General features: G+C 41.0%; 25 protein-coding genes. 3 read left to right on the forward strand and 22 right to left on the reverse strand.

Features of this window, described 5'->3' with window-relative positions; all coding sequences use genetic code 11:
* Positions 1 to 2 precede the first annotated feature (2 nt).
* The 12 genes from HMPREF9965_RS12315 to HMPREF9965_RS12370 form a co-directional block, all read right to left on the reverse strand.
* A complete protein-coding gene (locus HMPREF9965_RS12315; protein WP_080566901.1) occupies positions 3 to 761 on the reverse strand; it encodes an ABC transporter permease in 759 nt (252 codons plus the stop codon).
* Entirely contained in the window at positions 724 to 1,014 is a 291-nt protein-coding gene (locus tag HMPREF9965_RS12320; protein WP_000647673.1) for a thiamine-binding protein, read from the reverse strand. The genes HMPREF9965_RS12315 and HMPREF9965_RS12320 overlap by 38 nt, the downstream gene beginning before the upstream one ends.
* 279 nt (positions 1,015 to 1,293) lie before the next feature.
* A complete protein-coding gene (gene polA / locus HMPREF9965_RS12325) occupies positions 1,294 to 3,927 on the reverse strand; it encodes a DNA polymerase I (RefSeq protein ID WP_004244327.1) in 2,634 nt (877 codons plus the stop codon).
* Positions 3,928 to 4,011: 84 nt separating this feature from the next.
* Complete coding sequence (locus tag HMPREF9965_RS12330; protein ID WP_000143402.1) at positions 4,012 to 5,121, reverse strand: SH3 domain-containing protein; 1,110 nt, start codon at positions 5,119 to 5,121, stop codon at positions 4,012 to 4,014.
* A 90-nt stretch (positions 5,122 to 5,211) separates the two neighbouring features.
* Positions 5,212 to 5,487: a Veg family protein gene (locus HMPREF9965_RS12335; protein ID WP_001278166.1), complete on the reverse strand. Its 276-nt coding sequence runs from the start codon at positions 5,485 to 5,487 to the stop codon at positions 5,212 to 5,214.
* 1 nt (position 5,488) lies between these two features.
* Positions 5,489 to 6,841: a replicative DNA helicase gene (gene dnaB, locus HMPREF9965_RS12340; protein WP_000852474.1), complete on the reverse strand. Its 1,353-nt coding sequence runs from the start codon at positions 6,839 to 6,841 to the stop codon at positions 5,489 to 5,491.
* A gap of 43 nt (positions 6,842 to 6,884) precedes the next feature.
* Positions 6,885 to 7,337 (reverse strand): 50S ribosomal protein L9, encoded by a 453-nt coding sequence (gene rplI, locus HMPREF9965_RS12345; RefSeq protein ID WP_000864212.1) that lies wholly within the window; start codon positions 7,335 to 7,337, stop codon positions 6,885 to 6,887.
* Entirely contained in the window at positions 7,334 to 9,307 is a 1,974-nt protein-coding gene (locus HMPREF9965_RS12350) for a DHH family phosphoesterase (protein ID WP_000739994.1), read from the reverse strand. Before HMPREF9965_RS12350 ends, rplI begins: the two co-directional genes overlap by 4 nt.
* A 162-nt stretch (positions 9,308 to 9,469) precedes the next feature.
* The gene (locus tag HMPREF9965_RS12355) at positions 9,470 to 10,648 is read right to left on the reverse strand and encodes an acetyl-CoA C-acetyltransferase (RefSeq protein WP_000656066.1); all 1,179 of its coding nucleotides are present in this window, start codon (positions 10,646 to 10,648) and stop codon (positions 9,470 to 9,472) included.
* 87 nt (positions 10,649 to 10,735) lie between these two features.
* Positions 10,736 to 11,284, reverse strand: a complete 549-nt coding sequence (gene hpf / locus HMPREF9965_RS12360) for a ribosome hibernation-promoting factor, HPF/YfiA family (protein WP_000599119.1) — start codon at positions 11,282 to 11,284, stop codon at positions 10,736 to 10,738.
* A 79-nt stretch (positions 11,285 to 11,363) separates the two neighbouring features.
* On the reverse strand, positions 11,364 to 12,026 hold the full coding sequence (locus tag HMPREF9965_RS12365) for a ComF family protein (RefSeq protein ID WP_000995707.1): 663 nt from the start codon (positions 12,024 to 12,026) through the stop codon (positions 11,364 to 11,366).
* Positions 12,023 to 13,321, reverse strand: a complete 1,299-nt coding sequence (locus HMPREF9965_RS12370; RefSeq protein WP_000867710.1) for a DEAD/DEAH box helicase — start codon at positions 13,319 to 13,321, stop codon at positions 12,023 to 12,025. The genes HMPREF9965_RS12365 and HMPREF9965_RS12370 overlap by 4 nt, the downstream gene beginning before the upstream one ends.
* A 56-nt stretch (positions 13,322 to 13,377) precedes the next feature.
* Between HMPREF9965_RS12370 and HMPREF9965_RS12375 the strand changes: the two genes are divergently transcribed.
* From HMPREF9965_RS12375 to cysK, 3 genes are all read left to right on the forward strand, one after another.
* Positions 13,378 to 14,013, forward strand: a complete 636-nt coding sequence (locus HMPREF9965_RS12375; protein WP_000395751.1) for a YigZ family protein — start codon at positions 13,378 to 13,380, stop codon at positions 14,011 to 14,013.
* 15 nt (positions 14,014 to 14,028) lie between these two features.
* A complete protein-coding gene (locus tag HMPREF9965_RS12380; RefSeq protein ID WP_000863905.1) occupies positions 14,029 to 14,472 on the forward strand; it encodes a PH domain-containing protein in 444 nt (147 codons plus the stop codon).
* 96 nt (positions 14,473 to 14,568) lie between these two features.
* Positions 14,569 to 15,495 (forward strand): cysteine synthase A, encoded by a 927-nt coding sequence (cysK, locus tag HMPREF9965_RS12385; protein ID WP_000158485.1) that lies wholly within the window; start codon positions 14,569 to 14,571, stop codon positions 15,493 to 15,495.
* Between the two features lie 111 nt (positions 15,496 to 15,606).
* Here the strand turns inward: cysK and tsf are convergent, their stop codons facing one another.
* From tsf to rodZ, 10 genes are all read right to left on the reverse strand, one after another.
* Positions 15,607 to 16,647, reverse strand: a complete 1,041-nt coding sequence (gene tsf / locus HMPREF9965_RS12390; protein ID WP_000808090.1) for a translation elongation factor Ts — start codon at positions 16,645 to 16,647, stop codon at positions 15,607 to 15,609.
* 78 nt (positions 16,648 to 16,725) lie between these two features.
* Positions 16,726 to 17,505: a 30S ribosomal protein S2 gene (gene rpsB, locus HMPREF9965_RS12395; protein WP_000268475.1), complete on the reverse strand. Its 780-nt coding sequence runs from the start codon at positions 17,503 to 17,505 to the stop codon at positions 16,726 to 16,728.
* A 222-nt stretch (positions 17,506 to 17,727) separates the two neighbouring features.
* Entirely contained in the window at positions 17,728 to 18,933 is a 1,206-nt protein-coding gene (gene pcsB / locus HMPREF9965_RS12400) for a peptidoglycan hydrolase PcsB (protein WP_000726998.1), read from the reverse strand.
* Positions 18,934 to 19,026: 93 nt separating this feature from the next.
* Entirely contained in the window at positions 19,027 to 19,521 is a 495-nt protein-coding gene (gene mreD / locus HMPREF9965_RS12405; RefSeq protein ID WP_001237917.1) for a rod shape-determining protein MreD, read from the reverse strand.
* A 2-nt stretch (positions 19,522 to 19,523) separates the two neighbouring features.
* Positions 19,524 to 20,339, reverse strand: coding sequence for a rod shape-determining protein MreC (gene mreC / locus HMPREF9965_RS12410; RefSeq protein WP_001078965.1), 816 nt, complete (start codon positions 20,337 to 20,339; stop codon positions 19,524 to 19,526).
* Positions 20,340 to 20,398: 59 nt separating this feature from the next.
* On the reverse strand, positions 20,399 to 21,193 hold the full coding sequence (locus HMPREF9965_RS12415; protein ID WP_000377876.1) for an energy-coupling factor transporter transmembrane component T family protein: 795 nt from the start codon (positions 21,191 to 21,193) through the stop codon (positions 20,399 to 20,401).
* Positions 21,186 to 22,025 carry an energy-coupling factor transporter ATPase gene (locus HMPREF9965_RS12420; protein ID WP_000513206.1) on the reverse strand — a complete coding sequence of 280 codons (840 nt, stop codon included), beginning with the start codon at positions 22,023 to 22,025 and terminating at the stop codon, positions 21,186 to 21,188. Before HMPREF9965_RS12420 ends, HMPREF9965_RS12415 begins: the two co-directional genes overlap by 8 nt.
* Complete coding sequence (locus HMPREF9965_RS12425) at positions 22,010 to 22,837, reverse strand: energy-coupling factor ABC transporter ATP-binding protein (RefSeq protein WP_000835742.1); 828 nt, start codon at positions 22,835 to 22,837, stop codon at positions 22,010 to 22,012. Before HMPREF9965_RS12425 ends, HMPREF9965_RS12420 begins: the two co-directional genes overlap by 16 nt.
* On the reverse strand, positions 22,834 to 23,379 hold the full coding sequence (pgsA, locus tag HMPREF9965_RS12430) for a CDP-diacylglycerol--glycerol-3-phosphate 3-phosphatidyltransferase (protein ID WP_000712154.1): 546 nt from the start codon (positions 23,377 to 23,379) through the stop codon (positions 22,834 to 22,836). Before pgsA ends, HMPREF9965_RS12425 begins: the two co-directional genes overlap by 4 nt.
* Before the next feature lie 10 nt (positions 23,380 to 23,389).
* Positions 23,390 to 24,214, reverse strand: coding sequence for a cytoskeleton protein RodZ (gene rodZ, locus HMPREF9965_RS12435; RefSeq protein WP_001227953.1), 825 nt, complete (start codon positions 24,212 to 24,214; stop codon positions 23,390 to 23,392).
* Positions 24,215 to 24,229: the final 15 nt, after the last annotated feature.

A 24,229-nucleotide genomic window follows, 5' to 3' on the forward strand; every position in this document is an offset into this window, starting at 1 on the left:
ATTTAAGTACGTTTCCATTTAATCACATATTTTTCACTAATATCGACCAATTTCATACCCAAAAGGCTGATAATCGACACCAAAATAATAATGGCGAACATAGTATCATACTGAAACAGTTTCTTGGACTGAATCATGTAAACACCTAGTCCTTCAAAACCTCCCAACCACTCAGACACCACGGTTGTGATAAAGGCGTAGGAGACACTGACTCTCAGGCCTGCATAAAAGTAAGGCAGGCTGACCGGGATTTTAAAATGCCACAGGATTTGCCAAGGGTTTGCACGCATCAGACTAAACAAGGTCAGCATATCCTTGTCACAATGCCTAAAACCGTCCAAAATGCTGACGATGATAGGGAAGGTTGTCGTCAAGATAATCAAGACAATCTTGGGCAAGATTCCATAGCCTAGCCACAAGACCAGAATAGGGGCTATGGCAATGGTCGGAATGGTCTGGATAACCACCATCATGGGATAGATAAGATCATTGAGCCAAGTCAGGCTATCCATGAGCACGGCCATGATACAAGCAATCAAGACTCCTAAAACTAGCCCTAGTAAAGCTACTCTCAAGGTTGCCCAGCTATGATACCAGAGAAATTCTCGATCACGGACAAAGGACTGGAGAATCTCAAGAGGAGTTGGCAGGATAAACTTGGGTAAAAGTTTGAATATTCCCGCTAACTGCCAGACCGACAAGACTCCGAGAAATCCCAAAAGACTAATCTGTCGTCTCATCATACTTTTCAAGTTTCTCATCGATGCTTAAAATCTCTCCTACATTTATTTTGACATTGGCAAAGACATTATCTGCCTCCTGCCCGGCCACTTCAAGCGCTTCTTTGAGAATGCGCATAAGCTCATCAAACTCTCCTTCCAAGACCGTTTCAAAGGGTGTCACCACCATGGTCACGGACTGAGCTTGCAGATAAGCAATCACTTGATCGATAATAGCGATTCGATCAATCCCCTGTGATAGGGGCAAGACTTGCAAGGCAATGCTTGCTTTCATAAAAACCTCCTCTTCTCAGGTTTCCTTTTGACAAAAAGAAAAACCTTTACCATATATACGGAAAAGGTGCAGAATTCGACTAAGTATCCTTCCCTACGCTGGCATTACCCAGATCAGGTGCGGTCGAAGTTTAACACTTCCTCTCAGACTGTACACAGACTCCCGTATCTTATATGGACATATGATAACGCAAAAGCAAGGATAAGTCAAGGAAACTGCTTACAGAAAATCTTGAAAAAGAGTTTGAAGACAAATGCTTCAAACTCTATCATATCTTTCTTATTTAGCCTCGTACCAAGTTGCTCCTTCATTCTCATCAGCGATGAGGGGAACACTGAGCTGGATGGCTTCTTCCATGGTTTGTTTCACTAGTACTTTGACAGCTGCTAGTTCTGATTTCGGAACTTCAAGGACGATTTCATCATGCACTTGCAAGAGCATCTTGGTCTGATAACCACCCTCAACTAGAGCTTTGTCTAGCTGGATCATGGCAATCTTGAGAATATCTGCTGCCGAACCCTGAATAGGGGAGTTGATAGCTGTCCGCTCCGCAAAACCACGAATATTGAAATTTCGTGAATTGATATCTGGCAACTCACGACGACGCTTGAAGAGAGTCTCTACATAGCCCTTATCACGCGCTTCACGCACCACCTCATCCATGTAGTTTTTAATACCTGGGAAGCGTTCAAAGTAAGTGTCAATGTAGGTTTTAGCCTCCTTACGGCTGATACCAAGATTGTTTGCCAAACCAAAGTCTGAAATCCCGTAAACCACTCCGAAGTTAACCGCCTTGGCATTGCGACGGTCGTTTGGAGTCACATCCTCTGGACGTTCAATTCCAAAGACCCGCATGGCCGTTGAAGTATGGATGTCAGCTCCTTCTTGGAAAGCCTTGATTAAGTGCTCATCCTTAGAGATATGCGCCAAAACGCGCAACTCAATCTGTGAATAGTCCGAACTGAGTAGTACACTATCCTCCCACTCTGGCACAAAAGCCTTACGAATGAGGCGGCCTTGTTCCAAACGAACAGGAATATTTTGCAAGTTTGGATCCACACTAGACAGACGCCCTGTCTGAGTCAAATCCTGCACATAGCGTGTGTGAATCTTGCCATCATCTAAAATCCAGTCCTGCAAGCCAACCACGTAAGTCGATTGAATCTTCGCAATCTGACGGTAATCGAGAATTTTCTTAACAATTGGCGCAATAGGAGCCAGACGCTCTAGCACATCCACGGCTGTCGAGTAACCTGTCTTGGTTTTCTTAGTATATTCTAGAGGAAGACCAAGCTTTTCAAAGAGCAGCACGCCCAACTGCTTAGGCGAGTTAATATTAAACTCCTCACCAGCTAGCTCATAAATCTCTTGAGTCAGTTTTTCAATGACGACCTCATTTTCAGCCTGCATCTCAAGCAGGGTTTCTTTTTTGACCTTGATTCCAGCGATTTCCATCTTGGCAAGGACAAAAGCCAGAGGTTGCTCCATGTCATAGAGGAGATCTAACTGCCCATGTTCACTGAGTTTTTCAAGTAAAACAGGCTCAGTCTCAACCAATACAGCAACCTTGCGAGCCAAGTGCTCCAAGAATTTCTCTCTCTCAGGGATAGCTTTCTTAACACCCTTACCGTAGAACGTCTCATCATCGACCAAATAAGTCTGGCCGTAGAGATTCGCAATGGTTGAGATTTCATTATTCTCGACAGTAGAGAGGAGGTATTTGGCCAAACGACTGTCAAAAGCAGGGGCCTGGAGATTCAAGCCCAAGCGATTTAAAAGAACCTTAGCTTTCTTAAAGTCATACACTTTCAGAGGTGTTTTTTCTAGAAATTCCTTGAGAATCGGCTCCTGCAAGAGCTCAAGTTTATCTGTAGCGTAGAGTTTATCCCCACAAGACCATGCAAAACCAACCAAATCATCTGTATGGTAGTTCTCGCCAAAGAGTTCAAAGTGGAAGATAGAATCCGCACTCAGCATGTCTTGACTGACTTGGTCAACGATAGTGAAATCCAAGCTCTCAGGCGCATCCTTCGACGAAACATTTAGAGCTTGTTTGAGCTGTTTGAAACCCATCTCATCGTAGAATTTCCCGAGATTTTCCACATCTGGGCCATTATAGACCAAATCATCAAGGCCAATCTCAATCGGTGCCTGAGTCTCAATGGTCGCCAAGGTTTTAGACAGGAAGGCTTGTTCCTTGTCATTGATGAGATTTTCCTTCATCTTAGAAGCCTTCATCCCATCAATATTTTCATAAATACCCTCAAGCGAACCATACTCCAGCAAGAGCTTGATACCCGTCTTTTCACCGATTTTCGTGACACCAGGGATATTATCAGACTTATCACCCATAAGAGCCTTAAGATCAATGAACTGAGCTGGTGTGAGGCCCATTTTTTCCATAAGGTAATCTGGTGTAAAGGCCTCAAACTCAGCCACACCTTTCTTGGAAATCTCGACCACCGTACGCTCATCCGTCAACTGGATCAAATCCTTATCTCCGCTAACGATTGTCACATCAAAAGAATCCTTCTCAGCCAAGCGACCTAGGGTCCCGATGATATCATCCGCTTCATACTGGGCCAACTCATAATGGCGAATCCCAAGATGGTCTAACAACTCACGAATGAAGGGAAATTGCTCACGAAACTCATCTGGAGTTTTAGCACGGCCACCCTTGTAGTCTGCATACATCTCTGTTCGAAAAGTCGTCTTACCTGCATCAAAAGCTACCAAAACATGACTGGGCTCAACCCGCTCTAAGACATGATTCAACATGAGTTGAAAGCCGTAAATTGCATTGGTATGAAGGCCATTAGCATTTTTAAAACGATCCAACTGCTGATAGAGCGCAAAAAAAGCTCGAAAAGCAACTGAAGATCCATCAATTAATAATAATTTTTTCTTGTCCATACACCCATTATAAAGGAAAGCAAGGAAAAATACCATCGGAAAGAATAGGCAAATGGTAGTGAAGTCCTCTTTTTTATATTCTTTCTAGATTCTAGCTCCGTTACTGTCCACTCGATAGCCATCCACAGTAGTATTCACTGCTAAAGCCCCTGAAGCATTGACATAGTAATACTTTCCTCCTACCTGGAACCACTGGCTAGACTTCATAGCCCCTGAACTCTCCAAATAATACCATGTTCCATTTTCCTTGAGCCAACCTGTCTGCATCTCCCCTGATGCCTTTAGATAGTACCAATGCGAGCCATCCTTCACCCAACCTGTTGACATGGTTCCATTTTCTTTGAAGTGATACCAACTGCCATTTATTTTCTTCCAACCAGTTGCGAGTTTCCCGTTCTCACGGTAATTCCAAATACCGTTTTGCTTCTTCCAACCATTCTCCACCGATTCTGTTTCCATATACTGGATGTATCTCCTCATTCCACTATAGGACAGGTAACTAAGCCACTTATAACCGTCCTTTTCTACGATTTGATCGTAGCTAACATTTTCACCAGGATAGTAGTAGTCAATAACTTGTGCTGTACTTGACGGCTGGTTTCGAATGGCAGACTTTTGAGTAAACGTGTGAGTCCCACTAGACGCCAACCCTGACCTGATAGGATTTCCAGTTCTACCACCATTCCCTACCAAGTCCTTAAAGTGGATAAAGCCTGTCATAGAACTAGCTTTTACGCTGCGACGATTGTATTTCTCCCTAACTCCATAGTTATACTCTTCGATCTCAATCGTATCTCCTGATACATTTGATACCCAGGCCACATGCCCATAATAACCTTCTGTCGACCAAGCGATAGAGCCAACTTCTGGCTTCGTGTCAACACGGTAGCCTTCTCGCTTTGCGCGGTGCCCCCATTCATTTGCATTTCCATAAGCAGGCGGAATCTCAAAGCCATTTACACTACTCAAACGAAAGGCCGCAAAAGACGTACACTGGCGAGAATACATCCGCCACTGGTCGATTTCAACACTGCCATTTTTGTAGTGAAGCGGATAGTCATCACCACGCGCTACACTGTCAGCCTGAACCGATTCACCACCAAACAAAAAAGCACTCGTAACCAACAATGTAGCCAGCCCTACACCCAACTGAGTATATCCACTCTTCTTAACTTCTGATTTTAAAAACGTCATTCATTCTCCTTAATAATATAAATTTCCGAGGTTACCCTCCTTTATACTATTCGGGAGAAAAAGAAAAAAGTGAGCAAAGCTCACTTCATTTTAGGATTCTTGGTCTAGATAGCGAATCAAGTTCTTCTCTGTCAAGATATCTGAGTAGGTGAAGGATTCAACATAGACGTTAGCTTGTTTGTCTCCCTCAACATCCCCAAATTCAACGATAAATAGAGACGGATAAACTTCAATTAGCTTACCCAGTCTATTTTTTTGGCGCTTACGGCCATTCTCCAAAGTCATTTCAACGACTTGTCCCTCATGCGCCTTGATCTCTTCTTTGATTTTTTTCATCTTGGCTACATCTGTAAATGCATCTGACATCTTATGCCTCCCTCTTTGAGATACTTGAAAATTTATTGTATTCTTTTTGGAAAATCAATTCCACCGTTCCACGAGCTCCACTACGGTTTTTCTCAATGATAACCTCAACCTTGTTATTTGGAATTCCTTCCTCTTCTTCACCCGCACGATCATAGTAGTCGTCACGGTATAGAAAGGCTACGATATCCGCATCCTGCTCGATAGAACCCGATTCACGAATATCAGACAAGACTGGTCTCTTATCCTGACGCTGTTCCACTCCACGAGATAACTGACTAAGAGCAATGACTGGAACCTTTAGTTCCTTTGCTAGAATTTTCAACTGACGAGAAATTTCTGAAACCTCTTGTTGACGATTCTCACGACCAGTCCCTGTGATAAGCTGCAAATAGTCTATCAAAATCAAACCAAGATTGCCTGTTTCTTGAGCCAGTTTACGAGAACGAGAACGAATTTCCGTAATCCGAATCCCTGGAGTATCATCGATATAGATACTCGCGTTGGCTAAATTTCCTTGGGCAATCGTGTACTTTTGCCATTCCTCATCGGTCAATTGACCCGTACGGATAGAATGGGACTCCACCAAGCCTTCTGCTGCCAACATACGGTCTACTAGGCTTTCTGCACCCATTTCTAGTGAAAAGATGGCTACAGTCTTGTCCAATTTGGTTCCGATATTCTGAGCAATGTTCAAGGCAAAGGCTGTCTTACCAACCGCTGGACGAGCTGCGATGATAATTAGTTCTTCCTCATGCAATCCAGTCGTCATATGATCTAAATCACGGTAGCCTGTCGCAATACCTGTGATATCCGTTGTTTGTTGTGACCGAACTTCTAGGTTCCCAAAGTTGATATTTAGAATATCACGGATGTTCTTGAAACCACTACGATTGGCGTTTTCACTGACATCAATGAGGCCCTTTTCAGCTTGAGCAATGATTTCATCTGCAGGCTTAGAGGCCTCATAGGCTTGGTTGACAGACTCTGTCAACTTGGAAATCAAGCGACGTAGCATAGCCTTTTCTGCAACGATTTTAGCGTAATACTCTGCATTGGCAGAAGTTGGTACAGAGTTGACAATTTCAACAAGATAGGATAAGCCACCAATATTTTGGAGATCCCCTTGGCTATCCAAAATTGTCCGAACCGTTGTCGCATCAATCGCTTCCCCACGATCCGACAAATCTACCATCGCTTGGAAAATCAACCGATGAGCATACTTAAAGAAGTCTCGAGAATCAATATATTCTCGGACAAAAACGAGCTTGCTCTCATCTATAAAAATAGCCCCCAGAACAGATTGTTCGGCCAAAATATCCTGAGGTTGAACTCGCAGTTCCTCTACTTCTGCCATCCGACTTTCCTTCCTTTTACAATCTTGTCAAGATGTTGTAAACTTAACCTTCTTTTACACGAAGATTGATGACGCTTGTAACATCTTGGTAGATTTTTACTGGTACATCAATCAAACCTACTGCTCGAATTGGTGCCTTTACTTGAATGTGACGTTTGTCAATATTAATTCCAAATTGCTTTTGCAGTTCTTCTGCAATTTTCTTGTTGGTGATAGAGCCAAAGGTACGACCATCTGGGCCAACCTTTTCAACGAACTCTACAACAGTCTCTTCAGCTTCAAGCTTGGCTTTGATGGCTTTTGCTTCAGCAATCATTTCAGCATGAGCCTTTTCTTCTGATTTTTGTTTTCCACGCAATTCACCCACTGCTTGAGCAGTCGCTTCCTTGGCCAAATTCTTTTTAATCAGGAAGTTTTGAGCGTAGCCAGTTGGCACTTCCTTGATTTCACCTTTTTTCCCTTTTCCTTTGACATCTGCTAAAAAGATTACTTTCATTCTTCTTTCTCCTTTTCTTTTAATTCATCTAAAATAAGTTGAGTCAATTTTTCTCCTGCTTCTGACAGACTCATATTCTCGATTTGCGCAGCTGCTAGATTAAAGTGACCTCCACCACCCAGATCTTCCATAATACGTTGCACATTGATTTTACTACGACTTCGAGCCGAGATAGAGATAAATCCTTGTGTATTTTTTGCTAGAACGAAGCTGGCTTCAATGCCAGACATAGCCAACATAGCATCGGCAGCCTTACTGATAACAACTGTGTCATAAGTCGTTGAGTCCTTAGCTTGGGCGATCAAGATATCTGAACCCAACTTATGACCTTGTAAAATGAGTTCATTTACCTCACGGTACTCTTCAAAATCTGTCGCAGCAATCTCCTGGATAGCAATACTGTCACTTCCACGTGTTCTGAGATAGCTGGCCACATCAAAAGTTCGACTCGTCACGCGAGATGTGAAATTCTTGGTATCCAGCATCATACCAGCCATCAAAACACTAGCCTGCATACGACTCAAACGATTTTTCTTAGAATTTTGGAACTGAATCAATTCTGTTACCAACTCACTCGCACTGCTTGCCCCACTCTCAATATACGTTATAACGGCATTCTCAGGGAAGTCCTGATCACGTCTATGATGGTCAATGACAATGGTTTGAGTAAACAGTTCGTAAAAATCTTTCGATAAAGTCAAAGCTGTCTTTGAATGATCCACTAAAATCAACAACGAACGATTTGTGACTAACTTCATCGCATCTGTAAGAGGCAAGAGTTTAGTGACTCCTTCTTTCCCCAAGAATTTGACGGCGCGCTCAATGTCTGGCGACATTTGTTCTGCATCATAAACAGCATAGCTATTTTCAGTGATATTGCTCGCAAACAACTGCATGCCAACCGCAGATCCCAAGGCATCCATATCCAGATTCTTGTGACCGACTACAAAGACTTGGTCTACACTGCGAATCTTATCTGAAATAGCTGTCATCATCGCTCTAGTACGTGTTCTTGTTCTTTTAACAGAGGCTGCAGAGCCACCACCAAAATAGACAGGGTTCTTGGTCTCATCATTTTCCTTGACAACCACTTGGTCCCCACCACGAACCTCAGCTAAGTTCAAGTTCCTTAAAGCAACTTTCCCTATCTCATCATGATTTCCATCACCATAAGAAAAGCCCATGCTCAAGGTCAATGGCAACTGTCTCTGTTTTGACTCCTCACGAAAGGCATCAATCACAGAGAATTTATCATTCATCAAGCCCTCAAGAACTGTGTAATCAGTAAATAGATAAAATCGATCCATCCCCACACGACGAGAGAACATAGCATACTTACTAGCAAATTCTGAAACAAAATTGGCCACAAAACTATTGATATGGCTGATATCGGAATCGGATGTCGCATCCTCCAAATCATCATAGTTATCTACCGAGATGACTCCAATGACTGGACGGCTAGTTACCAATTCAACAGTTGCTTCGTATTCCCCTGAAACGTCAAAGAAATACAGGACACCCGAAACCTTGTCCATATGAACGGCATAGCGTGTTTCGCCCAAGTTAGCATAAGAACCAGGGTTCCCCACAGAAGCCTTGATAATGGTTTGAATCAAGTCAACATCAATTTCGCCTTCTTCAGTCGTCAAAATCAACTCAGCATAAGGATTAAACCATTCGACTTCGCCACTAGATAAGTCTAATTTCAGAACACCAACTGGCATTTGATCAAGCAGCGTGTTCAAGCTATCTTCCGCTTGATGGTTTACGTATTGGATTTGTTCAATTTCGCTCTTTTCATACTGTTTTTTTTGCCATACAAATAAAAGCAGATAAAGAAGTACAAATAAAAACAAGGCACTGATTGTTACAACATTATTTTGTGAAAAAATAATCAGCATTGTTAAGGTTCCGAAAGTTGCAATCCCTAGTAGAACCGCAGAAATCGGAGTTAAATTATTTTTTTTCATTCTAAACCTCTTGCGCATTATTATATCACAAAAGCCCTTAAAAAGCGACCTTTAAAAAGTGGTAAGCCTCCTTTTCCTTATTGATTTTTTTATGGTTTTAATGCAAAAAGGAGGATAAGCTAACCATCCTCCTGCACATCTATATACTCTGGTTACTGTCACTTAACGTTCAACGATGAGGGCTGTTCCCATCCCTCCTCCGATACAAAGAGTCGCTAACCCAGTTTTAGCATCACGTTTCATCATCTCATGTACCAGCGTCACTAGTATTCGGCAACCAGAAGCCCCAATTGGGTGACCGAGAGCAATGGCACCACCATTGACATTGACAATATCTGTGTTGAAACCAAGTGTTTTCCCAACCGCACAAGCCTGAGCAGCAAAGGCTTCATTTGACTCGATCAAGTCGAGATCATCAATTGTCAAATTGCCTTTTTCAAGAGCCTTGCGAGTCGCATAAATCGGTCCACATCCCATCATCTTAGGATCCAAACCTGCACTTGCATGCGAACGAATGCGAGCAATGACTGGAAGTCCCAATTCTTCAGCTTTTTCAGCACTCATGACCAAGACAGCTGCTGCCCCGTCATTGATTCCTGAAGCATTACCAGCTGTAACTGAACCGTCTTTTTTGAAAACAGGACCTAGCTTAGACAGGCTCTCCAAGCTAGCATCTTTTCTAGGATATTCATCTGTATCAAAAACGATAGGATCGCCTTTGCGTTGAGGAATGACCACTGGCACAATCTCTTCCTTAAAGCGGCCAGATTCTATAGCCGCAACTGCTCGTTTTTGTGATTCTAAAGCAAGAGCGTCTTGTTCTTCTCGACTGATACCATATTCTTCAGCCACATTCTCAGCTGTAATCCCCATATGGTATTCGTTAAAGGCATCAGACAAACCGTCCTTAATCATGGTATCTACAACTTTCGAATCGCCCATACGGCCGCCCCAACGGAAGTTTGGCAAAACATATGGAGCCTGACTCATATTTTCTGCACCACCAGCCACGACAATATCTGCATCGCCGCACTGAATCGCTTGAGCAGCTAACTGAACTGCCTTTAACCCAGAACCACAAACCTTATTAATGGTAAAGGCTGGTGTAAATTCAGGGAGCCCCGCTTGAATGCTCATTTGGCGAGCCACGTTTTGGCCTAAACCTGCGCCTAGGACATTCCCCATAATCACTTCATCTACCTGCTCTGGTTTAATATTCGCTTTTTCCAAAGCGCTCTTAATGACCAAAGAGCCCAAATCAACAGCAGAAACATTCTTTAAGCTCCCACCAAAGGAACCTAAAGGAGTTCGCACCGCCGAAACAATCACCACGTCTTTCATGACTATCTCCATTTATACCTTGTATAATGATGCAATACAAAAGTGGTTTACAATTGTGTAAACCACTTTTACATAGTTGTCAAGATTTTATGATTCCTTAACTTCTAGCAAACCAACTTCACCATCTTCACGACGATACAAAACATTTGTTGTTTGATCTTCTACGTCTACATAGATAAAGAAATCATGTCCCAACAAGTCCATTTGAAGAAGAGCTTCTTCCAAATCCATTGGTTTTAAATCAATTTGTTTTGAACGAACCACTTTTGGCTGCACAACATTTGCATCTTCAACTAGAGCATCTGTAAAGAGTTGGCTTGTTGCAACTTTATTTTTATTCTTGCGTTCGATTTTTGTTTTATTTTTTCGAATCTGGCGTTCAATTTTATCTGTTACAAGATCGATAGAACCATACATATCTTGAGAAATATCTTCTGCACGAAGAGTAATTGAGCCAAGTGGAATTGTTACTTCAACTTTTGCTGTTTTTTCACGGTAAACTTTCAAGTTGACACGTGCATCCAACTCTTGTTCAGGTTGAAAATATTTTTCGATCTTTTCGAGTTTAGAAACTACATAATTGCGAATTGCTTCTGTTACTTCTAGGTTTTCACCACGGATACTATATTTAATCATATAAGTACCTTCTTTCTAAACATTTTTATTTTTCTAACTATATTATAACGCTTTCATTTTCATTTTGCAAATTTTTTCCTTATCTTACAAGAGAAAAAGTTTTGACTTCCAATACACCTGCCTCTTCAAAAATTCGCTTCACACGATTGATAGTCGCCCCTGTCGTATAGATGTCATCAATAACCAAAATCTTCTTAGGAAGAGGGGCTTCCGTTTTAATATAAAAGGGAATTTCAGTAGCTAATCGTTCTGAGCGATTCTTAGAAGAACTAGCCTTCTCCTCTCTTTTCCCTAGTAAGTCTTGAAAGGAAAATCCTGCCGCCTCAACCAAACCTTCAACCTGATTAAATCCCCTCTCAAGCAATCTTTCAGGACTTAGAGGAATTAGCACAAATTCATAGTCTCCATACTTTTTCAACTCATCTGCAAGTACAGGAGCAAAAACCTTTCTAAGCAGAAAATCCCCATCAAACTTATATCGACTGAAAAAGTCTTTCATAGCTTGATTATAGGTGAAGATTGCTTTATGATCAACTTGAATCCCATCTTCACACCAAAGTTTACAATCTTGACACGTGGTTAACAACCCTCTTTTCATGCAGTTTGGACAATGGCCTTCACCAATCTTCTCAAAAGTAGAATCACAAGCTGAGCAAAGATAGTTGTGCTTATTCTTAAACAGTAAGAGGTGACTAAATGTCAAGTCACTCTTTGTTGACTGATCACATAATAAACAATTCATAATCCCGCCTCCTTGTTCATCTGCTTGATTTCCTTGATTGCCTTTTTGATGGAAGTATTTAATCCATCATGAAAGAAGAGCAACTCACCAGTTGGTCTGTCCATACTACGCCCAACTCGCCCACCAATCTGAATCAAGCTAGACTTGGTAAAGAGGCGATGATTGGCCTCCACTACAAAAACATCCACACAAGGGAAGGTAACTCCACGCTCCAAAATTGTCGTACTGATAAGTATCGTCAACTCTCCATCTCGAAAAGCTTGTACCTGCTCTAATCGATCTACTGTGACTGAGGATACAAAGCCAATGTTTTCATTTGGAAACTGTTCCTGCAAGATCTCTTTTAGTTTCTCGCCTTTCTTAATCTCTGATGCAAAGATTAACAAGGGATAACCTGTTCTTCTCTGTCTCTCAATAGAGGTCTTTAACTTAGGTGACAACTGACTCTTATCTAAATAACGATTAAAATCTGATAACCAAACTGGCTTTGGAATGATCAATGGATTTCCATGAAATCGTCTTGGCAAGCTCAACCTTTTTAATTCTCCAGTGCGAACCTTCTTATCTAACTCATCTGTAGAAGTCGCTGTAAGAAATATCTTTACCCCCTCAACCTTTACACACTTGTTTACAGCATAGTAAAGCATAGGGTTGTCAACATAAGGAAAGGCATCTACTTCATCCACTATCAGCAAATCAAAAGCATGATGAAATTTTAATAGCTGATGAGTCGTTGCAACAACTAGTGGCGTTCGAAAATAGGGTTCTGATTCGCCATGGAGCAGTGCTATTCTACAAACAAAATCATTCTGCAGTCGTTTATACAACTCCAAACAAACATCGATTCGAGGACTGGCCAAACAAACTGAACCACCATCATTAATCACTTTGGCTACAACTTGATAAATCATCTCTGTCTTTCCAGCTCCCGTGACAGCATGAACTAAGGTCGGTTCTCTCTTTTCAACTGCTCGAATCAATCCCTCGGACACCTTCTCCTGAAAAGGGGTTAACTGACCACGCCATTTGAGAACATCTTGCTTCGGAAAATCCTCCTGCGGAAAATAGTATAAAGCTTGATCACTCCTGACTCGCTTCATCAGTAAACACTCCCTACAATAGTAAGCACCGATAGGCAAATACCATTCTTCTAGAATACTACTATTACAACGTTGACAGAAAAGTTTCCCCTTCTCTTTTCTCATTGCTGGCAGTTTCACGCCCATCTGACGTTCTTCTTCAGTTAATTCTTTCTCAGTAAACAAGCGACCGAGATAATTTGGATTTACTTTCATACTTCTTTATTCGTAAAAATCTAGCGCTTTAGGTGTTTTTTTAGTACAATTAAATCATGGAATTTAGAACAATTAAAGAGGACGGGCAAGTCCAAGAAGAAATTAAAAAGTCACGCTTTATCTGTCACGCAAAGCGTGTCTATAGTGAAGAAGAGGCTCGTGACTTTATCACTGCTATCAAAAAAGAACACTACAAAGCCACCCATAACTGCTCTGCTTTTATTGTAGGGGAACGCAGTGAGATCAAGCGTACGAGTGATGATGGCGAGCCTAGTGGTACCGCTGGAGTCCCAATGCTTGGCGTCTTAGAAAATCATAATCTTACTAATGTCTGCGTAGTGGTTACTCGCTACTTTGGGGGGATTAAGTTAGGTGCTGGTGGTTTGATTCGTGCTTATGCAGGTAGTGTAGCCTTGGCTGTCAAAGAGATTGGCATTATTGAAATCAAAGAGCAGGCTGGTATAGCCATTCAAATGTCTTACGCTCAATACCAAGAGTATGGTAATTTCCTTAAAGAACATAATCTCATGGAACTCGAGACAAACTTTACAGATCAAATCGATACCATAATTTATGTTGATAAGGAAGAGAAAGAAAATATCAAGTCTGCTCTTGTAGAGTTTTTTAATGGAAAGGTTACTTTAACAGATCAAGGTTTACGAGAAGTTGAAGTTCCTGTAAACCTAGTGTAAATAAAGGAGAAATACATGGCGTTTGGAAAATTTATTCAAGGACTTGCTGGTAATTTTAGCGAGCAAAACAAAGAAGCTCTTATCAAAGAATATGGTCAATACCTACTAGAGAATGAAGAAATCCAAAGTGGATATAAACTCATTCGTGACGCAATCATCTTTACAAATATTCGTATCATCTTTACAGATAAGCAAGGCGCTACTGGTCGCAAGATGTCTGTTAAGTCACTCTTTTTGATGAACATTGTCAACGTTGAAATGGAAACTGCGGGAGCAGGTATAGACGATAGTGAGATTACGATCACTTATTTAGAGAATGTCTTTCTAAAAGCACATAATGAACATTTTAGTTACCACAAATTTGAATTTCCTAAGAAAACGGATATTCTTCCCCTCTACACTTATTTACTAGAACTTGCTTATCACAATCGATTGAAAATTAATGGCTTAGAGCTTTGATATAAAAAAATCCTATCGCTTCGATAGGATTTCTATATTTTACAAATAGCCTAGAGCACGTTATACTAGTATCATCTTATACAAAGAGGTATATCTATGACTATTTATAACAATATCACTGAACTAATTGGACAAACACCAATTGTTAAACTCAACAATATCGTTCCAGAGGGTGCTGCAGATGTTTATGTAAAACTTGAAGCTTTTAACCCTGGATCGTCAGTAAAAGACCGTATTGCCCTTAGCATGATTGAAAAAGCGGAACAAGATGGTATTCTAAAACCGGGTGCTACCATTGTTGAAGCAACGAGTGGAAATACTGGTATCGGACTTTCTTGGGTAGGTGCTGCTAAGGGATATAAAGTTGTTATCGTCATGCCCGAAACGATGAGTGTGGAACGACGTAAGATTATCCAAGCCTATGGTGCTGAACTCGTCCTTACTCCTGGTAGCGAAGGAATGAAAGGGGCTATTGCTAAAGCTCAGGAAATCGCTGCTGAACGTGACGGCTTCCTTCCGCTCCAATTTAATAATCCAGCTAATCCTGAAGTACACAAAAGGACAACAGGAGCTGAAATTCTGGCTGCTTTCGGTTCTGATGGTTTAGATGCCTTTGTAGGCGGTGTTGGTACCGGTGGAACGATCTCAGGTGTTTCTCACGCTCTTAAAGCAGCAAATCCAAACATTCAAGTTTATGCAGTAGAAGCAGATGAATCTGCGATCTTATCTGGTGAAAAACCAGGGCCTCACAAAATTCAAGGCATCTCAGCTGGATTTATTCCTGAAACACTTGATACAAAGGCCTATGATGGTATCGTCCGCGTAACGTCAGATGATGCTCTAGCTCTTGGCCGTGAAATTGGTGGAAAAGAAGGCTTCCTTGTTGGGATTTCTTCAGCTGCAGCTATTTACGGGGCAATTGAAGTTGCCAAGAAATTAGGTACAGGTAAGAAAGTCCTTGCTTTAGCACCAGATAACGGCGAACGTTATTTGTCTACAGCACTCTATGAATTTGAAGTGTAGTCTCCTAAATGCACTTAGCCCTTATTAAAGGGCTTTTTCTTTGACCAATTTAAAGAAAAATCTAAGTTCTCTACAGCAAAAGAAAAAGGAAGCAAATTGCTTCCTTTTTAATTAGTTATTCAAGGCTGCTGCCATTGTAGCTGCAACTTCTGCTTCGAAGTCATTTGCAGCTTTCTCGATACCTTCACCAACTTCAAAGCGAGCGAACTCAACTACTGAAGCATTTACTGATTCAAGATAAGCTTCAACTGTCTTGCTGTCATCCATGATGTAGACTTGTGCAAGAAGTGTGTATGCTTGGTCAACTTTAGTATTGTCAAGCATGAAGCGATCCATTTTACCTGGAATGATTTTGTCCCAGATTTTTTCTGGTTTGCCTTCTGCAGCCAACTCAGCTTTGATGTCTTCTTCAGCTTGAGCAATCACTTCACCAGTCAATTGAGCTTTTGATCCATATTTCAAGTGTGGAAGAGCTGGTTTACCAACCATTGCACGGCTATCATTATCTTGGTCAATCACGTGGTTCAATTGTGCCAACTCATCTTTAACGAACTGCTCATCCAATTCTTTGTAAGAAAGAACTGTTGGTTTCATCGCAGCAATGTGCATTGAGATTTGTTTAGCAAGTGCTTCGTCTCCACCTTCAATAACAGAGATGACACCGATACGGCCACCATTGTGTTGGTATGCTCCAAAGTGTTGTGCATCTGTTTTTTCAAGCAAAGCAAAACGACGGAATGAGATTTTTTCACCGATTGTAGCTGTTGCAGATACATAGGCTGCTTCAAGAGTTTCACCTGAAGGCATTGTCAAAGCAAGTGCTTCTTCGTTATTAGCTGGTTTACCTTCAGCAATTACTTTAGCTGTTGCATTTACCAGCTCAACGAATTGAGCGTTTTTCGCAACGAAGTCAGTTTCAGCATTTACTTCAACTACTGCTGCAACGTTACCGTTAACAAATACACCAGTCAAACCTTCTGCAGCAACACGGTCAGCTTTCTTAGCTGCCTTCGCCATACCTTTTTCGCGAAGCAATTCAATTGCTTTTTCGATATCACCTTCAACTTCAACCAATGCTTTCTTAGCGTCCATAACACCGGCACCAGATTTTTCACGCAACTCTTTTACAAGTTTAGCTGTAATTTCTGCCATTTTGATTCTCCTATATTTTTTAAAAATAGGAGAGCCGGGCTAAGCCCTGCCCTCCTAGGTAATGATTACGTATTTGAATTAAGCGTTGTCGCCTTCTACAACTTCAACGATTTCTTCGATTGAGTCAGCTTGAGCTTCTGAAGCTGCAAATTCTGCTTCAACTGCTGCTGCATCTTCACCTTGACGTCCTTCGATGATAGCGTCAGCCAATTTAGCTGTGATCAATTTAACCGCGCGGATAGCGTCATCGTTAGCTGGGATGATTACATCAATATCGTCTGGGTCAGTGTTTGTGTCAACCATCGCTACAACTGGGATACCCAATTTTTTAGCTTCTTTAACAGCGATTTGTTCTTTATGTGGGTCAACTACGTACATTACATCTGGGATACGAGGCATGTCTTCGATACCACCCAAGAATTTTTCAAGACGTGCACGTTGTTTGTTAAGAAGTGCAACTTCTTTCTTAGGAAGAACGTCGAAGATTCCTTCTTCTTCCATACGTTTGATTTCTTTCAAACGAGCAATACGTTTTTGAATAGTTCCCCAGTTAGTAAGAGTTCCACCCAACCAACGGTGGTTGATGTAGTATTGACCTGAACGTTCTGCTTCTTCTTTAACAGCATCAGCAGCTTGTTTTTTAGTACCAACGAACAATACAACTGCATCGTTAGCTGCCGCATCACGCATAAAGTCGTATGCTTGGTCAGCATATTTTACAGTTTGTTGCAAGTCGATAACGTGGATTCCGTTACGCTCAGTGAAGATGTACTTAGCCATCTTAGGGTTCCAGCGACGAGTTTGGTGACCAAAGTGTACACCAGCCTCAAGAAGTTGTTTCATTGAAATTACTGCCATGAGTATTTCTCCTTTTTGTTTTTTCCTCTTCTAGATTTCAGCTTGCAAAACGACCCAAGGGCAACAGTTTCACAATTCATCAAGAATGAGTATTATCGTTTACACGACAGGTTTTATTTTATCATATTTCAACAGTATTTTCAAGCTATTTAGTAGAATTTTAGTAGGACTTTCGAATAAAAACATTAAAAGAGACTCGATTGAGTCTCTTCGTTTTATACATTAGTTTGGATAGATGTATGTTACGTAACCTTCAGAAGTTGTAGTTGGGTTGAACCATCCACGTTTGTTTCCGATTGTACGATCTCCACCGTAGTTTGATTCTGATACTTGAATACGAGTTGATGATGAAACTGCTGTAACAACCGCTACGTGTCCATAACCACCATCATTCCAACATGCAATCGCACCAACTTGTGGAGTTGAACCTGTACGGAATCCTGCTGCAGCTGCACTTGTTGCCCACTGAGCTCCGTTACCCCAGTAATCTCCAGCCCAAGGTGCCAATGTTTTAGCTCCCCAAGTACATTCACCAGTTGGATAACTTGAAGCATTTGAGCTGTAAGTTGGACGTTGTCTAGCAGGCGCTGGCGCAGGTGCTGGAGTGTAGCTTGAATCTTCCTCGTCAGTTGTTGATGTTGCCTGTACTTGAGCTGAGAAACTTGTGTTCCCAGAAGCAACAACCGACTGCTGTTGGCTTGTTTGACGTGCTTTGTAAGCTGCTTCTGCTTCTGCAGCCGCACGCGCTTCTGCCTCCGCTGCTGCTTTCTTCTCTAGCAAACTAGCTTTTTCACCTTCTGCAGTAGCTTTTTCAGCAGCAAGATTCAACTCTGCAACCTTCAACTCAGCTTGCTTAGTTGTCAATACCTGCGCATCATCAGCCAATTTTTGTTGGTTAGCAATAACTGTATTGATTGCTTCATTATTGGCTACTTGTTTATCAGAAATTGCTTTTTTATCAGCCTTTTGTTGCTCCAACATTTTGTTGTTAGCCGATACAATCTCGCTCATTGCAGCAACACGCGAAATGGCTTCTGTGATTGATTTTGAGTTTACAATTGTATTAATGTAGCTAGTCGCAGCTCCATTTGTCTGTGCGCTACGTGCTTGTTTTTCTAAAGAAGCATTACGAGCCACGATATTTTTAGAAAGCTCTGTGATTTCTCCTTCAAGTTTTTTAGATTCAGCTTGTAATTTTTCGTTTTCAGCTTGCAAGCTTGCTTGCTCTGCTTGAATTGTTGAAACTTGACCTTGGATTTGATCCACTTGCTTTTGAGCTTCTTGTTGTTGCTCTGTTAAACTGCTAATTTTATTATCTTGAGCAGCAATTTTTTCATCAGTTGTTTCTGCACGAACAGTTGTCAATACTGCCGTTTGTGAGACCAATACTGTACTTAACAAAAGTGACGCTAAGATTTTTTTCTTCATATTCTGTCGATACTCCTTCTATTTGAGACATTACTAGTATACCAAAAAAAGACATAATAAATATTACGCCTTTGTTACATTTATATTTCTTTCTCATAGATAATATTTTTCAAAAATGTATTGGAAAATCGCCATCCATAAGAAGTTCAGAATCATTGAAGGAACAAGGCTATAGACAATGAAAACCGACATAGAATCTACAGTCAATCCCACAGCAAGAGCTAGAAGATAACTCCCCATATCAAACAGAAAACTGATCACAATAATGGTCAACATCCTTGTCCAACGATTTGTCAAAATCACGCTGTTAAACTTGTGGAGCGAAGCACCTATCAAGATAAACAAAAGCGTGGCAATTCCAATCAAGTGGAAAAAATAAATATCATAAACCAAGCCCACTATACAACAATAGGCTAGATAGAGATACTCCGAGACCTCGATTGTCTCAAATAAGAGAAACAAGAATAGAAAATGACTGGCTAAATGAAAGTGGGGGAAAAAGGATCCCACCAGTTGTCCAATATGAGCATCAATTAGCACAACAAAAGGGAGTAAAAAGAAAATACCAATTTGTTTTAACAGTCTCATTGCTAATTCCCCACTAACTCTACCACATGAAGATCTTTGATATCAGCACTTAACTTTACAGTTACCTCTCGTGTTAGATAGTCACTGCTGTGCGTTGTACCAACAATCTCTCCAACAGGAATATCTTTGACATTAAAGTTTCCTAGCCCCCCTGTAGTCACCTTGTCTCCAGCACTGATATCACTATTACTATTTAATTGACTGATTTTAAGAAGTTCAGTTTCCTTGTCATAACCAACAATGATTCCGTATATTTCAGTAGAACCATGCAGGATTTTAACAGAAATCTTATCCGTATTTTCAGCGTTGGTTAAAAGATTGACAGTCGTTGAATGATCTTCCACCTTTGAAACACTACCAACCAATCCACCATTAGCGATGACCAACATATTTTCAGAAACTCCTTTTGAACTTCCCGCATCAATTGTTAACTCTTGCTTCCAAGATACTGGAGCACGCATAATCACATCTGCTGCTAAGGTTTTTGTAGCCTGTAATTTTGACTTCATCTCTAGAAGCTGACGTAGTTGTTCATTTTCTGTTTTTAAACGTTCTGATTGATTAGACTCCACCTCTAATTGATAGAGTTGTTTTTTCAGACTTTCGTTTTCATTGTAAGTCTGTGTCAAATGTCCCAAATCTGATTTGAAAGCATCAAACCACTGAAAAGGTTTTTGAACAATTCGATCTACTAAGGAAATCCCATCTCCTAGTTTTGTCACAATAGCACTTGAATAGGTTGTCACTAATAGTACAGAAACTGCTAGAACTGTGACAAAAACAATGATTAGATATTTTGATTTTTTAAAACGGTTCATATTCCTACCTTTTTACTAAAGATCTACTACTGTGATTTTTTATCAATCTTATAAATCCACTAAGATTTTAAGAAAAATAAGAAACATCCCAGCACCAAAATCACAAGAATTGCCAGTGTATCCTTTTGACTCCATCTCAATTGTCTATACTGACTTCTACCCTTTCCTCCCTGATAACCACGCGCTTCCATGGCTATTGCCAATGAATCTGCACGCTTTAAGCTCGTCGCAAAAAGAGGAATTAAAATTGGAATCATAGCCTTTACTTTTTGAATAATGCTACCTTCGCCAAAGTCAACTCCACGGGCCTTTTGAGCATTCATAATTCTCGTCGTGTCATCCATCAAGGTTGGAACAAAACGCAAACTCATTGATAACATGAGACCAATTTCATGAACGGGAACTTTCACGCGTTTCAGAGGTGCTAAAAGAGCTTCAACTGCAGCTGCCAGACTCAAAGGCATGGTCGTTAACGTTAGCAAAGTTGAAAAGAAAATAATCAACACAAAACGACAGAAAATAATCCCTGCTTGTTGCAAAGCATAATCCGTTATTTTTATAAAAGAAAACTCAAATAAGACATTTCCACTTGAAATGAAAAAGAGCTGAAAAAGAGTCGTAAAAGCAATCAAGAAGAACATGGACTTTAATCCCTGAACGAAAAATGAGAGGGAAACGCCCGACAAAGCGATAAATATACCTGTCGCTACAAAAAGAATGAGATTAGCGAGAGGATTATTGGCCCAAAATACAATCAAAATCAACAGGATCATAGCGAGCAATTTGCTACGGGGATCCAAGCGATGAATGATGGAATCTCCTGGTATATAACGCCCTAAAATCATACTATCCATTTAGCGACTCCTTAAACTCCTCTATCTTGATTGGCAGTTTTTTAAAAGCTACACCTCTATCTGCCAAACGTTTACAAAAGGCTGTGATTTTAGGCACACCTAACTGCACATTTTCCATAAAGGCTACATCTTGAAAAACTTCACTCGGTTTGCCACTTTTGACTAAACGCCCCTTTTCCATAACGTAAACCTGATCAGCATACTCAGCTACGTCATCCATCAAATGCGTTACCAGAACGATTGTCATTCCAGAAAGGTGAAGTTTTTTAAACAAGGTCATCAATTCTTTTCTGCCCAAAGGGTCTAGCCCTGCTGTTGGCTCATCCAAAACCAAGACAGTTGGCTCCATAGCTAGCATACCTGCTATAGCCACACGTCTCATCTGACCACCCGAAAGTTCAAAAGGACTGCGCTCAAAAAGTGACTCATCAATGCCCACCAAGGCTAACTTTTCACGCGCAATTTTCTTAGCTTCTTCCTCAGAAACTCCAAAATTTTGCGGTCCAAACGCAACATCTTTCAAAACAGTCTCTTCAAAAATTTGATTTTCAGCAAATTGAAACACTAGACCAACCTGCTTTCGAATCTGACGAATTTCTTTATTGGTTGATGTAGAGGTAATGACGGTATCAAAAACTTGAACAGAACCCTTACTTGGTACCAATAGGCCATTTAAAAGCTGTAAAATCGTTGATTTCCCACTACCTGTGTGCCCTACTAAAGCTGTATAGGAACCATCCTCAATCGTCAAGGAAACATCAGTCAAGGCTGATGAAGATAGGGGGGTCCCCTCTTGATAAGTAAAGCTCACATTTTCTAGAGTAATTCCCATAACTTGTCCTCTAGCTCTCCTTCTGTCAAATAGCCATCTGGCAACTGATAGCCCGTCTCTCTCAAAGATTCTCTCAATTGATTCGTAAAAGGCTCATCTAACCCTATCTGGTCAAGATCATCCCGAGAAAAAAGCTCTCTTGGGCTGCTGGTTGACTCCACTTGGCCTTTTTTCATGACCAAGACACGGTCACTCATCGCAACTTCTTCTAAGTCATGTGTAATGGAAACGACTGTCATCTGGTGGTCTTTTCGAATCTCTTGAACTGTCTGAATCAGTTCTCTACGACCCTCGGGGTCCAACATACTTGTAGCCTCGTCCAAAATTAAAATAGCTGGCCTCAAGGCAACAACTCCTGCAATAGCCACCCGTTGTTTTTGTCCACCAGACAAACGAGCTGGTTCTCTCTTCTTAAAGTCCAGCATGCCTACCAACTCCAAAGATTCAGCCACTCTCTTTTTCATTTCTTCACGAGGAAGTCCCTGATTTTCTAGGCCAAAGGCAACATCATCTTCAACAGTCGCACCCACAAATTGGTTATCTGGATTTTGAAAAACCATACCAATTTGACGACGCAAGTCCCAAACATTCTCAGAGGACAGCAATTGCCCATCTATCCAGATTTCCCCAGACTCTGCTTCAAGCAATCCATCAATCAAACGGATAGTTGTCGATTTCCCACTCCCATTATGACCTACAATCGAAAGCCATTCTCCACGTTTCACGTGAAACGATACATTATTAACATCATAATGATCCTGATCTTCCTTGTAACGAAAAGACAGATTTTTTACTTCAATAATCGATTTCATTTCGAACCAAATGTCCCTTTGAATACATGAGCGCTACCCTTGAAATAATCATAGCCAGAGTAGATAGTGAAAAACAAAGCGATATAAAGCAACAGCTGACCAATTAAATTCCAATGTAAGAGCAAAAAGATAATGGCAAACATCTGACTAAAGGTCTTGATTTTCCCTGGCATCGCTGCTGCTAGAACTGTCCCCCCCGTCTCAACAAGCAACAAACGCAAGCCTGTCACCGCAAGTTCACGACATATGATAATAGCAACAACCCAAGCTGGAGCCATACCCAACTCAATCAACATGATAAAAGCTGACATAACCAACAACTTATCCGCCATTGGATCTGCAAACTTCCCAAAGTTGCTGACCACATTCCATTTTCGAGCAAGATAGCCATCGAGATAATCCGTTATACTAGCAACTGCAAAGATGATTGCTGCCAGCAGGTGACTGCCTTGTGAATGACCCAAAGTCAAAATAAGAATAAAGAGAGGTATAAAGAGAATTCTACCAACTGTTAATACATTAGGGATTTGTTCTTTTTTCATTGTTTCTTCCTTAGTCTGTAGTGAATGTAAGTGTTACAGTTCCAGTCTCAGTCGTCAACTTGGAAGTATCAACTGTTTGATTATCTACAGTCACAGTAACTCCCTTCACTACACCTAAGGTGATAGTAACGGGATTCTTAGTTGAAACTGTTGTTTTTGCATTTTTATTGTCTGCGGATAGTGTCACACCACCCTCTAGCTCGCTTCCTGAAACACTAACCCAGCTAGTTACATCCGAAACTGCCAGCTGAACCGTAGCTGTTTCCTTACTCGTTTTATACCGAGCTTCAATGCGGTTTCCTTCGCCTGACACTGTAATAGTTGATTCCGTAGTAGAAGATGGGCTAGACGTCTGACTACTAGAAGATGAACTAGATGAGGTTGTGGAACTAGTTGAGCTAACAACACTATAATTAGGCGAAGAAGGACGCGTTGGTTGAGTCTGGATATAATTCCAAACATAATAAGTCACAAAAATTAAAATCGACAAGGCAAATAAAATGAAATAAATCAAGGGCAGATAAGAAGTCTTTTTCTTATTTGATCGTCTGCGACCAGACAAGTCTTCTTCATCGACATCTACCTCTTCATAAGTGATCATACTACCTGAATCATAGGCATCCAAAATAATTCGTTCATCCAATTCAACTGCCCAAGCATATTTTCTCAAAAAAGAACGAGCATAAAAGGGACTAGGAAGTTGATCAAAATCATCAGCCTCCATAGCCTCTAATAAATTCATCTGAATATCCGTTTTTGTCTGCAGTTCTTCTATACTCAATCCCTGGTTAATTCTGGCTAGACGCAGAACCTCACCAATTGTTTTTTTTCTCATACTTAGCATTCCTTC

Origin of the sequence: Streptococcus mitis bv. 2 str. SK95 (assembly GCF_000222705.1) — a bacterium.
GTDB classification, from domain to species: domain Bacteria; phylum Bacillota; class Bacilli; order Lactobacillales; family Streptococcaceae; genus Streptococcus; species Streptococcus mitis_AY.

Excerpts from the sequence above, each read along its gene's own strand:
- HMPREF9965_RS12315 (WP_080566901.1), bottom strand. The coding sequence starts at position 761 with ATGAGAAACTTGAAAAGTATGATGAGACGACAGATTAGTCTTTTGGGA.
- HMPREF9965_RS12320 (WP_000647673.1), bottom strand. The coding sequence starts at position 1,014 with ATGAAAGCAAGCATTGCCTTGCAAGTCTTGCCCCTATCACAGGGGATT.
- polA (WP_004244327.1), bottom strand. The coding sequence starts at position 3,927 with ATGGACAAGAAAAAATTATTATTAATTGATGGATCTTCAGTTGCTTTT.
- HMPREF9965_RS12330 (WP_000143402.1), bottom strand. The coding sequence starts at position 5,121 with ATGACGTTTTTAAAATCAGAAGTTAAGAAGAGTGGATATACTCAGTTG.
- HMPREF9965_RS12335 (WP_001278166.1), bottom strand. The coding sequence starts at position 5,487 with ATGTCAGATGCATTTACAGATGTAGCCAAGATGAAAAAAATCAAAGAA.
- dnaB (WP_000852474.1), bottom strand. The coding sequence starts at position 6,841 with ATGGCAGAAGTAGAGGAACTGCGAGTTCAACCTCAGGATATTTTGGCC.
- rplI (WP_000864212.1), bottom strand. The coding sequence starts at position 7,337 with ATGAAAGTAATCTTTTTAGCAGATGTCAAAGGAAAAGGGAAAAAAGGT.
- HMPREF9965_RS12350 (WP_000739994.1), bottom strand. The coding sequence starts at position 9,307 with ATGAAAAAAAATAATTTAACTCCGATTTCTGCGGTTCTACTAGGGATT.
- HMPREF9965_RS12355 (WP_000656066.1), bottom strand. The coding sequence starts at position 10,648 with ATGAAAGACGTGGTGATTGTTTCGGCGGTGCGAACTCCTTTAGGTTCC.
- hpf (WP_000599119.1), bottom strand. The coding sequence starts at position 11,284 with ATGATTAAATATAGTATCCGTGGTGAAAACCTAGAAGTAACAGAAGCA.
- HMPREF9965_RS12365 (WP_000995707.1), bottom strand. The coding sequence starts at position 12,026 with ATGAATTGTTTATTATGTGATCAGTCAACAAAGAGTGACTTGACATTT.
- HMPREF9965_RS12370 (WP_000867710.1), bottom strand. The coding sequence starts at position 13,321 with ATGAAAGTAAATCCAAATTATCTCGGTCGCTTGTTTACTGAGAAAGAA.
- HMPREF9965_RS12375 (WP_000395751.1), top strand. The coding sequence starts at position 13,378 with ATGGAATTTAGAACAATTAAAGAGGACGGGCAAGTCCAAGAAGAAATT.
- HMPREF9965_RS12380 (WP_000863905.1), top strand. The coding sequence starts at position 14,029 with ATGGCGTTTGGAAAATTTATTCAAGGACTTGCTGGTAATTTTAGCGAG.
- cysK (WP_000158485.1), top strand. The coding sequence starts at position 14,569 with ATGACTATTTATAACAATATCACTGAACTAATTGGACAAACACCAATT.
- tsf (WP_000808090.1), bottom strand. The coding sequence starts at position 16,647 with ATGGCAGAAATTACAGCTAAACTTGTAAAAGAGTTGCGTGAAAAATCT.
- rpsB (WP_000268475.1), bottom strand. The coding sequence starts at position 17,505 with ATGGCAGTAATTTCAATGAAACAACTTCTTGAGGCTGGTGTACACTTT.
- pcsB (WP_000726998.1), bottom strand. The coding sequence starts at position 18,933 with ATGAAGAAAAAAATCTTAGCGTCACTTTTGTTAAGTACAGTATTGGTC.
- mreD (WP_001237917.1), bottom strand. The coding sequence starts at position 19,521 with ATGAGACTGTTAAAACAAATTGGTATTTTCTTTTTACTCCCTTTTGTT.
- mreC (WP_001078965.1), bottom strand. The coding sequence starts at position 20,339 with ATGAACCGTTTTAAAAAATCAAAATATCTAATCATTGTTTTTGTCACA.
- HMPREF9965_RS12415 (WP_000377876.1), bottom strand. The coding sequence starts at position 21,193 with ATGGATAGTATGATTTTAGGGCGTTATATACCAGGAGATTCCATCATT.
- HMPREF9965_RS12420 (WP_000513206.1), bottom strand. The coding sequence starts at position 22,025 with ATGGGAATTACTCTAGAAAATGTGAGCTTTACTTATCAAGAGGGGACC.
- HMPREF9965_RS12425 (WP_000835742.1), bottom strand. The coding sequence starts at position 22,837 with ATGAAATCGATTATTGAAGTAAAAAATCTGTCTTTTCGTTACAAGGAA.
- pgsA (WP_000712154.1), bottom strand. The coding sequence starts at position 23,379 with ATGAAAAAAGAACAAATCCCTAATGTATTAACAGTTGGTAGAATTCTC.
- rodZ (WP_001227953.1), bottom strand. The coding sequence starts at position 24,214 with ATGAGAAAAAAAACAATTGGTGAGGTTCTGCGTCTAGCCAGAATTAAC.